Origin of the sequence: Leifsonia williamsii, assembly GCF_030433685.1 — a bacterium.
Taxonomy (GTDB): Bacteria; Actinomycetota; Actinomycetes; order Actinomycetales; family Microbacteriaceae; genus Leifsonia; species Leifsonia williamsii.
Window position 1 is genome coordinate 1102444 of sequence record NZ_JAROCF010000001.1, and the last position, 14792, is coordinate 1117235.

Annotated in this window: 12 protein-coding genes; 9 read left to right on the top strand and 3 right to left on the bottom strand. The window is 71.7% G+C overall.

From position 1 onward, the window contains the following. Positions 1 to 63: 63 nt before the first annotated feature. From P5G50_RS05205 to P5G50_RS05240, 8 genes are all read left to right on the top strand, one after another. On the top strand, positions 64 to 1401 hold the full coding sequence (locus tag P5G50_RS05205) for an MFS transporter (protein WP_301210259.1): 1338 nt from the start codon (positions 64 to 66) through the stop codon (positions 1399 to 1401). Between the two features lie 32 nt (positions 1402 to 1433). Further along, on the top strand, positions 1434 to 3092 hold the full coding sequence (locus tag P5G50_RS05210) for a thiamine pyrophosphate-binding protein (protein WP_301210640.1): 1659 nt from the start codon (positions 1434 to 1436) through the stop codon (positions 3090 to 3092). A gap of 27 nt (positions 3093 to 3119) precedes the next feature. After that, positions 3120 to 4082 carry an agmatinase gene (gene speB, locus P5G50_RS05215; RefSeq protein ID WP_301210260.1) on the top strand — a complete coding sequence of 321 codons (963 nt, stop codon included), beginning with the start codon at positions 3120 to 3122 and terminating at the stop codon, positions 4080 to 4082. A 92-nt stretch (positions 4083 to 4174) separates the two neighbouring features. Then, entirely contained in the window at positions 4175 to 5233 is a 1059-nt protein-coding gene (locus P5G50_RS05220; protein WP_301210261.1) for an ABC transporter ATP-binding protein, read from the top strand. Then, positions 5230 to 6447, top strand: coding sequence for an ABC transporter substrate-binding protein (locus P5G50_RS05225; protein ID WP_301210262.1), 1218 nt, complete (start codon positions 5230 to 5232; stop codon positions 6445 to 6447). Before P5G50_RS05220 ends, P5G50_RS05225 begins: the two co-directional genes overlap by 4 nt. Next, positions 6444 to 7262, top strand: a complete 819-nt coding sequence (locus P5G50_RS05230; protein ID WP_301210263.1) for an ABC transporter permease — start codon at positions 6444 to 6446, stop codon at positions 7260 to 7262. Before P5G50_RS05225 ends, P5G50_RS05230 begins: the two co-directional genes overlap by 4 nt. Then, a complete protein-coding gene (locus P5G50_RS05235) occupies positions 7259 to 8074 on the top strand; it encodes an ABC transporter permease (RefSeq protein WP_301210264.1) in 816 nt (271 codons plus the stop codon). The genes P5G50_RS05230 and P5G50_RS05235 overlap by 4 nt, the downstream gene beginning before the upstream one ends. A gap of 101 nt (positions 8075 to 8175) precedes the next feature. Beyond that, positions 8176 to 9996 (top strand): alkyl sulfatase dimerization domain-containing protein, encoded by a 1821-nt coding sequence (locus P5G50_RS05240; protein ID WP_301210265.1) that lies wholly within the window; start codon positions 8176 to 8178, stop codon positions 9994 to 9996. Positions 9997 to 10021: 25 nt separating this feature from the next. On the opposite strand, the gene P5G50_RS05245 is transcribed toward P5G50_RS05240, so the two are convergent. The 3 genes from P5G50_RS05245 to P5G50_RS05255 all read right to left on the bottom strand — a co-directional run bounded on the left by P5G50_RS05245 (position 10022) and on the right by P5G50_RS05255 (position 13398). Further along, entirely contained in the window at positions 10022 to 10846 is an 825-nt protein-coding gene (locus P5G50_RS05245; RefSeq protein ID WP_301210267.1) for a nitrilase-related carbon-nitrogen hydrolase, read from the bottom strand. Then, positions 10846 to 12345, bottom strand: coding sequence for an APC family permease (locus P5G50_RS05250; protein ID WP_301210268.1), 1500 nt, complete (start codon positions 12343 to 12345; stop codon positions 10846 to 10848). The genes P5G50_RS05245 and P5G50_RS05250 overlap by 1 nt, the downstream gene beginning before the upstream one ends. Positions 12346 to 12492: 147 nt before the next feature. Further along, complete coding sequence (locus P5G50_RS05255) at positions 12493 to 13398, bottom strand: LysR family transcriptional regulator (RefSeq protein ID WP_301210269.1); 906 nt, start codon at positions 13396 to 13398, stop codon at positions 12493 to 12495. Positions 13399 to 13470: 72 nt separating this feature from the next. Here P5G50_RS05255 and hisD point away from each other — a divergent pair, with 72 nt between their 5' ends. Continuing rightward, the gene (hisD, locus tag P5G50_RS05260) at positions 13471 to 14790 is read left to right on the top strand and encodes a histidinol dehydrogenase (RefSeq protein ID WP_301210270.1); all 1320 of its coding nucleotides are present in this window, start codon (positions 13471 to 13473) and stop codon (positions 14788 to 14790) included. Positions 14791 to 14792: the final 2 nt, after the last annotated feature.

A 14792-nucleotide genomic window follows, 5' to 3' on the forward strand; every position in this document is an offset into this window, starting at 1 on the left:
GCGCTCGTAACATCCAGAGGTCCCCGGCAACGGGTCCCCCGGCATCACCGCAAAGGAGCGGCCATGACATCCACCACCAGCAGGGCGCGGCGCGCAGGCATCGCCGCCTTCGTCGGCACCACCATCGAGTGGTACGACTTCTACGTCTACGCGACGGCCGCGGCCCTCGTGCTCGGTCCGTTGTTCTTCCCGAGCGGAGACCCGCTCGCCGAGACCGCCGCCGCCTTCGCCACCTTCGCGGTCGCGTTCCTCGTACGCCCGCTCGGCGGCATCCTGTTCGGCCACATCGGCGACAAGCTGGGCCGCCGCGTCTCGCTCGTCATCACGCTGCTGCTGATGGGCGTCGCCACCGTGCTGGTCGGCTGCCTGCCCACGTATGCCTCGATCGGCGTGGCCGCGCCCATCCTGCTGATCCTCCTCCGCGCCCTGCAGGGCCTCGCGGTCGGCGGCGAGTGGGGAGGCGCGGTGCTGATGAGCGTGGAGCACGCCCCCGAGGGCAAGAAGACGTTCTACGGCGGCTTCACCCAGCTCGGCAACCCGGCCGGCGCGCTGCTCGCGTCGGGCGTGTTCGCGATCATGACCCGCTTCGGCGAGGACTTCATCCGCGACGGCGGCTGGCGCATCCCCTTCCTGCTCTCGATCGTGCTCGTCGGCGTCGGCCTGTGGGTGCGCTACCGGGTCGAGGAGTCGCCGGTGTTCGAGGAGAAGGTGGAGGGCCGCAAGCAGTCGATGCCGCTGGCCTTCGCCCTGCGCGTCAATTGGCTGCCCATCCTGCTCGGCATCGGCCTGCTGCCGATCTCGACCGGCGGCTACTACCTCGCCACCACGTTCGCGACGTCGTATGCGACCGGGGAGACGGTGGGGCTGAGCGAGCAGCTGATCCTCGACGCCATGACGGTCGCGTCGTTCGTCGAGTTCCTCGTGACGCTGCCGGTCGCCTGGCTCGGCGACAAGTGGGGGCGCAAGCGGATCATGTACATCGGCCTGGCGACCTCGGTGCTGACGTTCGTGCCGTTCATGCTGCTCCTCCCCGGGAGGGTCGAGCCGCTCGTGTTCCTCTTCGCCTCCCTCGTGCGCGTGACCATGAGCGCGACCTACGCGCCGATCGCGGCCATCCTCGCCCAGATGTTCCGGCCGCAGGCGCGGTACACCTCCATCGCGCTCTCCTACGGCGTCGGCGCCGCGCTCTGGGCGGGCTTCTCGCCCTGGTTCGCGACGCAGCTGATCGCCTGGACCGGCAGCATCTGGTCGGTGATCGCGATGTTCGTCGGGATGGCGGCGCTCTCGGCGATCTGCACCCGGCTGGCGCCGCAGCACTCCGACGAAGCCCCGGTGACCTCCTCCTTCCAGGCCCGCACCGACACCACGGCGACGCCGGCCCTGCGGCGCGATCGCGCATGACGGTGACGGCCGACATGACGGGCGGCATGACGATGACGGGCGCGGCGGACACCGACCGGCTCGGCGGCGCCGGGCGATACGCCGACACCGCCGGGCGCGCGGTGCTCGAGACGATCGCGGCGTACGGCGTCACGACGGTCTTCGGCATCCCCGGCACGCACAATCTGGAGCTGTACCGTCCGCTCGCCGCGCTCGGCCTGCGGGCGGTGACGACCAGGCACGAGCAGGGAGCCGGGTACGGCGCCGATGGCTGGGCGCAGCAGACCGGCCTCCCCGGCGTCGTGATCACCACCTCCGGGCCGGGGCTGCAGAACGCCATGAGCGCCATCGGCACCGCGTTCTGCGAATCGCGGCCGCTGATCGTGCTGTCGCCCGGCGTCGCGATCGGCGACGAGTTCAGCGACCGCGGCACCCTTCACGAGACCAAGGACGCGACGGCGTCGGTCGCCGCGATCGCCGAGTGGTCGCGGCGGGCGACCACCGCGGGGGAGGCGGTGGAGGCGGTGCACGACGCCTTCACGCTGTTCCGCACCGGCCGGCCGCGTCCTGTCCACATCGAGATCCCGCTGGACGTGCTGGAGGCGCCCGCCGGCGTCCCCGCCGAGGCTCGCGCCGCGCGACCGGCTCCCATTCCGGCGGCGGGGGATGCCGAAGCGGTGCGGGCGGCGGCCGAGCTGCTGGCCGGCGCCGTCTCTCCCGTGATCATCGCCGGGGGAGGCGCGACGGCGGCCCCCGCCGAGGTGACGGCGTTGGCGGAGCGCCTCGGCGCGCCCGTGCTGACCACGCTCAACGGCAAGGGCACGGTGGACGAGCGGCACCCGCTCTCACTCGGCTCCAACCTTCGGCTGGAGGCGGCGCGATCAGTCGCCGAGGCCGCCGACGTGCTCCTCGTGCTCGGCTCGAAGCTCGGCGAGGCGGAGCTGTGGGCGCCGGCGCTGGCCGCCCGCGGACGCGTGATCCGCGTCGACATCGCCCCGGCCCAGCTCGCGAAGAACCTCGACGCCGCGGTCGGCATCGCAGGCGACTGCGCGACGGTCGTCGCACAGCTGTTGGGCGAGCTGCCGCGCGAGCTTCCGGGAGCGGACCGGGACCGGCCCTCCCTCGACGCCGTCCGCGAGGCGATCGCAGCCGAGACGGAGGCGATCGCCCCCGCGACCGTCGCCCTCGCCCGCGTCATCGCCGACGCCCTCCCCGACGGCGCCGTCGTCGCCGGCGACTCCTCGCAGATCGTGTACCTGGCCCTGGCGAACCTGCTGCGTCAGGCGACCCCGCACTCCCTGCTCTACACGCCGACGTACGCCACCCTCGGCTACGGGCTGCCCGCGGCGATCGGCGCGCGGGTCGCGCAGGAGGCGCTGCCCGCGGCCGAGCGGCGCCCGGTGGTCGCGGTGCTCGGCGACGGCGCGCTCATGTTCTGCGTGAACGAGCTCGTCACCGCGGTCGAGCAGCGCCTCGACCTCACGATCGTGTGCGTCGACAACGGCGGCTACGGCGAGATCCGGCAGAACGAGCTCGACCGCGGCATCGCCCCGATCGGCGTCGAGCTGGCGCAGCCCGACTGGGCGGCGCTCGCCGGCGCCATGGGCGCCCACGGCCGCAGGGTCGAGGGCGCCGAGGGGCTCCCCGCGGCCCTGGGCGCGGCCATCGCCGACGGCGGCGTGCAGCTCGTGCACGTGCGCACGCCCTTCTGACCCCATCCCTGCGAGACGAGGACCACCATGACCGAACCCATCGGACCGATCGACGCCTCCCGCGTGCCCCGCTACGCCGGCATCGCCACCTTCGCGCGGCTGCCGCGGATCGAGGAGGTGGAGCGCGCCGACATCGCCGTCGTCGGCGTGCCGTTCGACAGCGGCGTCAGCTTCCGCCCGGGGGCGCGCTTCGGCCCGTCGCACGTGCGCGAGGCCTCGCGTCTGCTGCGTCCGTACAACCCGGCGCAGGACGTGTCCCCGTTCGCCGAGGCGCAGGTCGTCGACGCCGGCGACATCGCCGTCAACCCGTTCGATCTGCAGGAGGCCGTGCAGGACGTCGAGCGGGCCGCCCGCGACCTCTCCGGGCGCGCGCAGCGGATCGTGACCATCGGCGGCGACCACACGATCGCGCTGCCGCTGCTGCGGGCCGTGCACGCCCTCCACGGTCCGGTCGCCGTGCTGCACTTCGACGCCCACCTCGACACCTGGGACACGTACTTCGGCGCGCCGATCACGCACGGCACGCCCTTCCGCCGGGCCAGCGAGGAGGGGCTGATCGACCTGACCGCGAGCTGCCACGTCGGCACCCGTGGGCCGCTCTACGCGAAGCAGGACCTGGAGGACGACGAGCGCCTCGGCTTCTCGATCGTCACCAGCGAGTTCGTCGAGGAGCACGGGGTGGAGGCCGCCATCGAGCGGATGCGCGCCCGCATCGGCGACCGCCCCCTCTACATCTCCATCGACATCGACGTGCTCGACCCGGCGCACGCCCCGGGCACCGGCACCCCGGAGGCCGGCGGGCTGACCAGTCGCGAGCTGCTCCGCATGGTCCGCAGCCTCGCCGACCGCGACGTCGTCGGCGCGGACGTGGTGGAGGTCGCCCCCGCCTACGACCACGCCCAGCTGACCGCCGTGGCGGCAAGCCACGTCGTGTACGAGCTGGTGACGCTGATGGCGGCGCGGATCGGGCGGGAGCGCGCGGCGGGCTGAGCGCGGCCCGTCGGGAGCGCGCCAACTCCACCGGTGCGCACGCCCAGCCCTCCGCATAAGATGAGCCACGCTCATCGTGGAGGTGGTAGCCGGTGCCCGACGTTCCCGCGATCCGGTTGACGCAGCTGACCAAGCTCTTCGGGGCGGTCTCGGCCGTCGACCACCTGGACCTGGAGATCGGGGCCGGCGAGTTCTTCTCGATGCTGGGCCCGTCGGGGTCGGGCAAGACGACCGTGCTGCGCTGCATCGCCGGGTTCGAGAAGCCGACCTCGGGCCGCATCGAGCTGTTCGGACAGGACGTGACGGGCCGGCCGGCCGCCTCCCGCGACGTGAACACCGTGTTCCAGGACTACGCGCTGTTCCCGCACATGAGCGTCATCGACAACGTCGCCTACGGCCTCCGCGTGCGCGGGGTGTCGCGGCAGGAGCGGCGACTGCGGGCGGCCGAGGCGCTCGCCAGGGTCCGGCTGGACGGCTTCGCCGATCGCCGGCCGTCGCAGCTCTCCGGCGGGCAGCGGCAGCGCGTCGCGCTCGCCCGCGCGACCGTCGTCGAGCCGAAGGCGCTGCTGCTCGACGAACCGCTCGGCGCGCTCGACCTCAAACTGCGGCAGCAGATGCAGGTCGAGCTGAAGCAGCTGCAGCACGAGTTGGGCATCGCCTTCGTCTTCGTCACCCACGACCAGGACGAGGCGCTCACGCTCTCCGACCGCATCGCCGTGATGAACAACGGGAGGATCGAGCAGCTCGGGACGCCGCGCGAGCTGTACGAGCACCCGGCGTCGCGGTTCGTGGCCGACTTCGTCGGCACATCCAACCTGTTCGCCGGGGGGCAGGCCAGGGCGGTTCTCGGCCGCGACGGCGAGTTCTCGATCCGGCCCGAGAAGCTGACACTAGCGACCGTCGCCAACACCACGGGATCGCCGGGGGCCGCCGGGACGCTGGTCGAGTCCATCTACGCCGGCAGCAGCATCCGCCGGGTCGTCGATCTCGACGCCGGACCGCGGGTGTCGGTGCTGGAGAGCAACGACCGCCTGCACCGCGGCGAGCTCGACCCTGGCGCGCGCGTGCACGTGTCGTGGAGCGACGACGACGTCAGAGAGCTGACGAGCGCCGGAGAGCTCACGAGTGGAGAAGAGAGGCAACCATCATGATGCGAGGAACGAAGCGCGCGCTGCGCGCGAGCGCGACGGCCGCGACCGTCTCCGCGGCCCTCCTGGTGCTCGCGGCCTGCTCCGGCGGCGGGGGCGGTGGCGCGGGCGGCGGCTCGGCGGGCTCGGTGCCCGACGTGCCGATGGCGAAGAAGCTCGGCGCGAACGAGAAGCAGCTGAACATCATCGTCTGGGCGGGCTACGCCGAGGACGGCACCAACGACCCGAGCGTCGACTGGGTCACCCCGTTCGAGCAGAAGACCGGCTGCCAGGTGAACGCGAAGGTCGCCGGCACCTCCGACGAGATGGTCCAGCTGATGCGCAGCGGCGACTACGACGGGGTCTCGGCCTCGGGCGACGCGACGCTCCGGCTGGTCTACGGCGGCCAGGTGGCGCCCGTGAACACGAAGCTCGTTCCGAGCTACGCCACCGTCTCCGACTTCCTCAAGGACAAGGCGTGGAACTCGGTCGACGGGCAGATGTACGGCATCCCGCACGGTTGGGGCGCCAACGTGCTCATGTACAACAAGGCCGTGGTGACCCCGGCCCCTGACTCCTGGTCCGCCGTGTTCGACGATGCGTCGAGGTACGCGGGCAAGGTCACCGCGTACGACTCGCCCATTTACATCGCCGACGCCGCCCTGTACCTGAAGGCGCACGACTCCTCGCTCGGCATCAAGGATCCGTACTCGCTCACCGAGAAGCAGCTGGCCGCCGCCGTGGACCTCCTGAAGAAGCAGAAGGCGTCGGTCGGCGAGTACTGGTCGGACTACACGAAGGCCGTGCAGTCGTTCGAGTCGGGCAGCAGCGTGGTCGGCACCTCCTGGCAGGTCATCGCGAACCTGATCCAGGCCGACGGCAAGGTGCAGGTCGGCACGACCGTCCCGAAGGAGGGGTCGACCGGCTGGTCCGACACCTGGATGATCTCGTCGAAGGCCGCGCACCCGAACTGCATGTACCAGTGGATGGACTGGATCACCTCGCCCGAGGTGAACGCCCAGGTCGCCGAGTGGTTCGGCGAGGCTCCCGCCCAGACGAAGGCGTGCGAGCACACCACCGATCCGGACTTCTGCGCCACGTATCACGCGACCGATGCCGACTACGCGTCGCAGATCCACTACTGGACCACGCCGCAGAAGAAGTGCGTCGACGGCAGCGGGACGGACTGCACCGCGTACACCGAGTGGGTCCGCAAGTGGCAGGAGATCAAGGGGTGAGGGCCCGGCTGGGGCTGCTGCTCGGGCCGCCCCTGCTCTGGCTCGTCGTCCTCTACCTGGGGTCGATCGCCGTCCTGCTCGTGTCGTCGTTCTGGACCGTGGACGGCTTCACGGGCGCGGTCGTCCCGACGTTCACCCTCGACAACTACGTCACACTCGTCACCGATCCGCTGTACGGGACGGTCGCCCTCCGCACGCTGCTGGTCGCACTCGGCGTGACGCTGATCGACGCCGTGGTCGCCTTCCCGATCGCGCTGTACATCGCGAAGGTGGCCAAGCCGGGCCGGCGCGCCCTCTACCTGGTCGCGGTGACGACACCGCTGTGGGCGAGCTACCTGGTCAAGGCGTACGCCTGGCGCATCCTCGTGGAGCCGGGAGGCCCGATCGCGGCGGTGACGGGAGGCTGGGCTCCCGGCTTCGGCCTCCCCGCCACCGTCATGACCCTCGCCTACCTGTGGCTGCCGTACATGATCATCCCCGTGTACGCGGGCTTCGACCGGGTGCCGGACTCGCTGTTCGAGGCCAGCTACGATCTGGGCGCCTCCACGTGGCGGACGATCTGGCGGGTCGCCTTCCCGCTGGTGTTCCCCGCGATCGTCGCCGGCTCGATCTTCACCTTCGCGCTGAGCTTCGGCGACTACATCGCCGTCGGCATCGTCGGCGGCAAGACGCAGCTGCTCGCGAACCTGATCTACGGCCAGCTGGTGACCGCGAACAACCAGCCGCTCGCGGCGGCGCTGTCGGTCATCCCGCTCGTCGCCGTGGTGCTGTACCTGCTCGCGGTCCGCCGCACGGGAGCGCTGGAGAACGTATGAAGCTGCTGTCAACGCCCGCCAGGATCGTCGCCGGAGTCTGCATGCTGCTCGGCCTCGTCGTGCTGTACACGCCGCTGCTGCTCATCGTGCTGAACTCGTTCAACAGCTCGCGCACCTTCTCGTTCCCGCCTCCCGGCTTCACCCTGCAGTGGTGGGAGGACGCCCTCCACTCGCGCGGAGCCGCCGACGCCCTGGCGACGTCGGTGATCGCCGGGCTGTGCGCGTCGGCGATCGCGCTCGTGCTGGGCACGATGGCGGCGTTCGCGGTGCAGCGGTTCCGGTTCTTCGGCCGGCAGAGCATCAACTTCCTGGTCGTGCTGCCGATCACCCTCCCGGGCATCGTCACCGGCATCGCCCTCGCCTCCACCTTCACGACGGTCCTCGGCCCGCTGGGCGTCACGCTCGGGCTCGCCACCGTGATCATCGGCCACGCCACCTTCTGCATCGTCATCGTCTACAACAACGTGCAGGCGCGGCTCCGGCGGATGGGGACCTCGCTCGAGGAGGCGTCGGCCGACCTCGGCGGGCGCGGCTGGCAGACGTTCCTCTGGGTGACGTTGCCGCAATCGCGGGGGGCGCTCGCCGCGGGCGTGCTGCTCGCCTTCGCCCTCAGCTTCGACGAGATCGTCGTGACCACCTTCACCGCCGGCCCGGCCGTGCAGACCCTGCCGATCTGGATCTTCCAGAACCTGTTCCGCCCGAACCAGGCGCCGGTCGTGAACGTCGTGGCGGCGGTGCTGACGATCCTCGCGATCATCCCGGTGTGGCTGTCGCAGCGGCTGGCGGGGGACTCCGTCACCAGTCGGGTCTGAGCGCCGCGGAGGCCGCCACGCCGGGTCTTGTCGCCCCCCTCCCGCCTCCCCTAGCCTCCGTGCCGAGAGCGGGTGCTCGCCCGCCGGAGCGGAGGGGCACCATGACGCAGACGGGGGAGCCGTCGACGAGGCAGTCGACGACCTTGGAGGAGTGGGAGGCGTTCTTCGACTCCTTCAAGCAGAACCTGGCGCCGGTCGCCTACGAGGCCGGCCCGAGCATCTCCTGGACGGAGCCCGCCCCGACCGTGCACCCCGAGCAGACGGCGTGGGCGCGGCAGATGGCCAAGCGGCTGTACGAGCCCGTCGCCGGTCGGGTCTACGTCGGCGTCGGCTACCAGCTCTGCTCGACCACGGTGGTCGTCGGCGAGGACGGCCTCATCGTCATCGACCCGGGTGAGAACGACGACGCGGTGAAGGAGCTGCTCGGCGACGTCCGCCGCTTCACCGACCTGCCCGTGACGGTGATCGTGTACACGCACCGGCACCCCGACCACTGCTACGCGCTGGAGGGGCTGGGCGTCAGCCACGAGGACGTGGACGCCCGCCGCGTCGACATCGTCGCGCACGAGACCTTCGAGCAGTGGCTGATCAACGACGCGGGCCTCGTCGGGCCGATCCTGACCGCGCGCACGAGCCTCGTCTCGTACGCCGGCTTCGGCGCCGAGGGCATGATCCAGGGCGGGCTGGGCACCCTGCCGGCGCCGGGCCCGAAGTCGACGCACCTCCCGACCATCACGACCGGGGAGGTGGACGAGCTGACCCTCGCGGGCCTCCCCGTCACCGTGTTCCACGCCTACGGCGACGCGCAGGACGAGATCGACCTGTGGTTCCCGACGCTGAAGCACGTGCACGGGTCAGAGACGATCCAGGGCGAGACGTTCCCCAACCTGTACACGCTGCGCGGTACCGCGTATCGCGACCCCGAGAAGTGGCGGGAGGGGGTGGATGCGCTGCTCGCGCACGCCCGCCAGGCCGACACCTACTCGGGCTCGCACATGCGGCCGTGGGTGGGCAACGACTTCATCGTGGAGCGCATCATGAACTACCGGGACGCCATCCAGTTCATCCACGACCAGTCCATCCGCTTCATCAACCAGGGCGCCACGGCGGCGGAGCTGGTCGACCTGGTCGCCAAGCGCCTGCCCGCGCACGTCGTCGACGACCCGTGGCTGCAGCCCTACTACGGCGCGCCCGAGCACTGCGTGCGCGCGGTCTACGACGGCGTCCTCGGCTGGTACAACGCCGACCCCACCGAGCTGGCGGCGCCCCTCCACGCCGACCGGGCACGCCGGTACGTGCAGGCGCTCGGCGGCCGGGAGGCGGTGCTCCGATCGGCCAGGGAGGCCATCGACGCCGAGGAGTTCGGCTGGGCCGCCGAGCTGCTCACCCACCTCGTCCGCGCCGACACGGGCGACGCCGACGCCCGCGGCCTCAAGGCGGAGGCGCTGCGCCAGTGGGGCTACCGGCAGAAGAACATCTACTGGCGCAACCTCTCCCTGGGCGCCGCGAAGGAGCTCGACGGGACGATCGACTACTCGGAGAAGTACGACCTGCAGCCGAAGGACGTGCAGGCGGTCATCCCGGCGGCGCGGACGATCGCGAACCTCCGCGTGCGCCTGGACCCCGCCGCCGCGGGCGACGCGCACACGACGATCGGCTTCCGCATCCCCGACACCGGCGAGGAGGTCGCCCTCGAGATCCGCCGCGGCGTCGCGGTGGTGCACGACGACCTCCCGGCGGGCGCAGCCGCGACGGTGACCATCCGCTCGGATGCGGTCCGCGGGCTGTCGGGCGGGATCACGGAGGCGGATGCGCTGGTCGCTGCCGCGGACGCGGTCGACGGCGACGAGACGGCGCTGCGCACGGTGCTGGGGTGGTTCGACCCGGTGCCGGAGCGGACGCCGCCGCTGGTGGGGCGGTGAGACGCCTCCGCGCCGCGGACGGCGGTTACTGCGCGATGCCCCCGTAGAGGTCCGGTCGCCGGTCCTCGAACAGGTGCGCGAGGTCGGACAGCCGCTTGTCGCGCGAGGCGAGCAGGTCGAGGTCGGCCGTCGCCCTCCCGGCTCCTGGCCCTGACTCTGAGACGATGACGCCGGCAGGGGACACGATCGCGGTGCCCTCGGTCCACTCGACGCCGCGCTCGTGACCGTACCGGTCGGCGAATGCGATCGGCATGCGGTTGACCAGAGCGGCGGCCACGGCGATGCGCTGCTCGGCCGGGCGCTCGCCGGGGTGCTCGGTCTGCGGCCAGTTCGTGGGCACGGCGAGCAGATCGGCGCCGGCGAGGGCCGCGAGCCGCGTCCATTCCGGGAACTCCAGGTCGTAGCAGATCATGACGCCCACCCGGCCGTGCGGCGTCTCGACCACGGGAGGCGCGGCGTCGCCCGGGGTGAAGACCTCCTTCTCGCGGTCCCACAGGTGCACCTTGCGGTAGACCGCACGCACGCCGGAGCCGTCGACCACGGCGGCGCTGTTGTACACCGCGCCGTCGTCGCCGAGCTCGCTGAAGCCGCCGACGACGACGCCGAGGCCGTCGCGGGCAGAGCGGGCGAGCGAGGCCCACTCGGCGAAGAGCTCGTGGTCGGGCCGGACGGAGACCGAGCGCGCCTCCTCCCGGTCGCGGAAGACGTAGCCCGAGGTGGCGAGCTCGGGGACGACGACGATGGACGCCCCGGACGAGAAGGCGTCGGCGATGGCGGCGGCGGCTCGCTCCCGGTTGCCCGCGAGGTCTCCGACGACGGGTGCCAGCTGGAGGGCGGTGACGGTGGTCATCAGTGCTCCTGACTCGGTTCGGGCCGGCGGTCCTCGCTGGCGTCGACGACGTGCTCGGCCGGGCCGGCAGGCGCCTCCTGTACGCCGCCGGAGGCGTCGAGCGCCTGCCGCACGCGGTCGGTGACGCCGCGGCGCAGCGTGATCAGCAGCCCGATGACCAGCCACGCTCCCACGATGTAGGGGAACCAGCTGTAGGGCGCCTCCACCCCGACGACGTTCTTGTAGATCGTATAGAGCACCAGCACCAGGGCGAGCACCGGGATGACGATCTGCCATCTCGGCGTCCGCACGTCCCGGCGGAAGAACAGGAAGCGGATGGCGCCGACCGTCGCCAGGACGTACGCGACCAGCAGCGCGATCGTCCCGACCGTCAGCGACCAGTAGGTGGCGTCCAGTACGTCGGCGCCGGTGAGGCTCTCGCCGACGATGACGATCAGCGCGAGCACGACGGCGACCGTGATCGCCGTGGTCGGCGCGCCCGTCCGGGACAGCCGGGAGACGCGCGGGGCCAGCCCGGTGTCCCGCGAGAGCGCGAAGGCCACCCGCGCGGCGCCGGAGAGCGTCCCGAGGAAGATGGCGAACAGGCTCACCACCGCCGTCAGCGTCAGGATGTCGGCGAGCCACGGCCCCACGTAGGCCATCGCCAGGTCGCCGTATGGCGCGCCCGCCGAGGCGAACCGCTTCACCCCGGCCGCGTCGGTCCCGTAGCCGAGCGACTGGGCGACGATCGTGAGGAGGTAGAAGGCGCCGACGAGGACGATCGCGATCTTGATGGCGCGCGGGATGTCGCGGCGCGGGTTGTCGGTCTCCTCGCCGAGCGTCGCCGCTCCCTCGAACCCGGCGAAGGCCAGGAAGCCGAACACCGCGGCGCCCGCGATGAGCGTGACGTCGGCGCCAGGGGGCAGCGCGAGGAACCCGGTGTCGAGCCGCAAGCCGTGCGGGGCGGCCCCGACGCCGAGCCGCACGAGCACCACGATGTTGAGGACCGTCACGAGCACCACCCCGGCCAGCTCGGCGAACAGCAGCAGGCGGGTGATGATCCGCACCTCGCGGCGGCCGAGCACCAGCACGAGGGCGAGCGCCACGACCGCGACCCACACCCACGGCGGCTGCACGGCCACGCCGAGGTACCCGAGCAGCTGGTTCACGAACAGCCCGATCTCCATCCCGGAGCCGGCGCCGATGGTGACGTAGGCGAAGAACAGCGCCCAGCCCGCGACGAAGCCCGCTCGCGGCCCGAGCGTGAGCCCGACCGTGGCGTACACCGAGCCGGTGTGCGCGATGTGGCGGGACAGCTTGACGAAGCCGTACGCGACGAGCGCCACCGCCACCAGGGCGAACACAAACGCCCACATGGCGCCGGCGCCGAGCAGTCCCGCCGCGCCCGCGCCGAGCAGCGCCATCACGCCGACCGGGCCGATCAGGCCGATGGAGAAGGCCGCGGCGTCGGCGACCTTGAGCTCGCGCTTGAGGCCGGGCTCGGGGGTGGGCACGCTCATCGACGCCTCGTTTCTGCGGAGGGAGGAAGGGGGAGCGCATCGGGCTCGGTCGGGTCCGCGAGCGCTTCCTGGCAGCCTCGCGTCACGCGATGCCGAGCACAACTCCGAACCATCCAGGGCGAACCATAGGGATGCCCTATGAGTACATCACGCCCGGCGGTGGTGGCTGAGCAGCATCCTCTGAGCCAGGCGCGCGATCTCGCGGGTCGCGGGGGAGAGCACGTTGCCCCGGCGCTGGATGATCGCAATGGTGTCGTAGAGCGGCTCCGCGAACGGGACGGTGTGGATGTTCTCAGGGAACGCCTTCGACTCGGCGACCGCGCGCGACACGATCGTGTCGCCGCCGCCCAGGGCCACGATGCCGAGCGCGGACTCCACGTGCTCGATCTCGATCTGCGGGGTGAGCGTCACGCCCTCCAGCTGGGCGCGTTCGGCGAGCTGCCGCCGCGTCGGGTCCCGCCAGCCGTAGTGGGCGTCGTAGAGGATCAGGTCGGTCGCGGCCAGGTCGGCGATCGTCACGGGCGTCCGCGTGCGCGAGGGGTCGGCGGAGGCGAAGAGCACCTCGTCGCGCAGCAGCGGCGTCACCGACAGCTCCTCGGCATCGATCGGGAGCACCACCAGACCGGCCTCGAGCTCGCCGGCGCTGACCGCCTCCGCGACCTCGACGCTGTTGAGGCCGATGATGCGGAGCTGCACGTCGGGGTAGCGGCTGTGGAAGGTCTCCAGCAGCGCCGAGAGGAAGTAGTAGTTGGCGTTGCGCAGCAGGCCGAAGGTCGCCACCCCGCCGCTCAGTGAGGTGACGGAGCGCAGCGCGCGGTCCGCGCCGTCGGCCGCGTCCACCGCCTGCTGCGCGTACGGGACCAGTTCTTCTCCGGCGGTGGTGAGCACCAGGCGCCGCGGACCGCGCATGAAGAGCCGGATGCCGTAGGCGGCCTCCATCCGCTTGATGAGCTCGGAGACGGAGGGCTGCGTCATCTTCAGCTCCGCCGCCGCGGCCGAGAAGGTGCCCAGCGCGGCGACGCGCAGGAAGACGCGCAACTGGTTGAGGGTCATAGGGCGATCCTATGGCACACCAAAGATGATTCGGTCTTGTCCAGGGTCGATGCGCTGGAGAGGGTGGAGATCATGAAATTGAGCCCCCGTTTCGTCGCTCAGCACGACGCCCGCTTCACCCTCCTCAAGTCCCCCGGCGTGGACGCGCCCGAAGCCCAGCGCGACCCCCGCGTCGCCGAGACGGTCACGGCGATGCTGCTCGACATCGAGAAGAACGGGATCGACGCCGTGCGCCGGTACGCGCGGGAGCTCGACCGGTTCGAGAAGGACGACTTCGAGCTGAGCGCCTCCGACCTCGCGTCCTCCGGGTCGCGCATCGCGCCGGAGCTGCGCGAGGCCATCGACCTCGGCTCCGCCCGGACCAAGCAGTTCGCCGCCCTGCAGCGCGAGCACCTCGAGGACTTCGAGGCCGAGATCGCGCCGGGGCTGGTCGTCGGTCAGAAGTACGTGCCGGTCGGCAACGTCGGCGCGTACCTGCCGGCGGGCCGCTTCCCGCTCACCGCCAGCGCCTTCATGACGGTCGGCGTCGCGAAGGTCGCCGGCGTGCCGTCGGTCATCGGCTGCACCCCGCCGCAGCCGCACGGCGGCGTCAACGACGCGGTCGCCTACACCGCATACGTCTCCGGTATCGACCACCTGTTCGTCGTCGGCGGCGTGCAGGCGCTCGCCGCGATGGCGTTCGGCCTGCTCGGCCAGGCGCCGGTGGACATGATCGTCGGCGCCGGCAACGCGTACGTCGCCGAGGCGAAGCGGCAGCTCTTCGGCACGGTCGCCATCGACCTCCTCGCCGGCCCCAGCGAGGTCGCCGTGATCGCGGACGACACCGCCGATCCCGAGCTGGTCGCGGCCGACCTGCTCGGCCAGGCCGAGCACGGCCCGAACTCGCCGGCGGCCCTCGTCACCACCTCGGAGCGCCTCGGCCGGCTGGTCATCGCCGCCGTCGACCGCCAGCTCGAGACCCTGTCGACCGCGTCGATCTGCGGTTCGGCCTGGCGCGACTTCGGCTCGGTCGTCCTCGTGGAGAACAAGGAGGACGCGGTTCTCGTCATGGACGAGCTCGCCCCCGAGCACCTCGAGATCCAGACCGCCGACGACGCCTTCTACCAGGACGCGCTGACCAACTACGGCTCCCTCTTCATCGGCCCGTGGAGCACGGTCGCCTACTCCGACAAGGGCATGGCGGGCACCAACCACACCCTCCCGACCGCCGGCGGCGCGAAGCACAGCGCCGGCCTGTCCGTCTCCCGCTACCTCAAGCCCCTCACCTTCCAGAAGATCAGCCGCGAAGCGACCCCGCTGCTCGCCCCGGCCGTCGAGACCATCTCGGCGAGCGAAGGGATGTCCGCCCACGAGGCGACCGCGACGATGCGCATGCAGCGCTACGTCGGCTGACC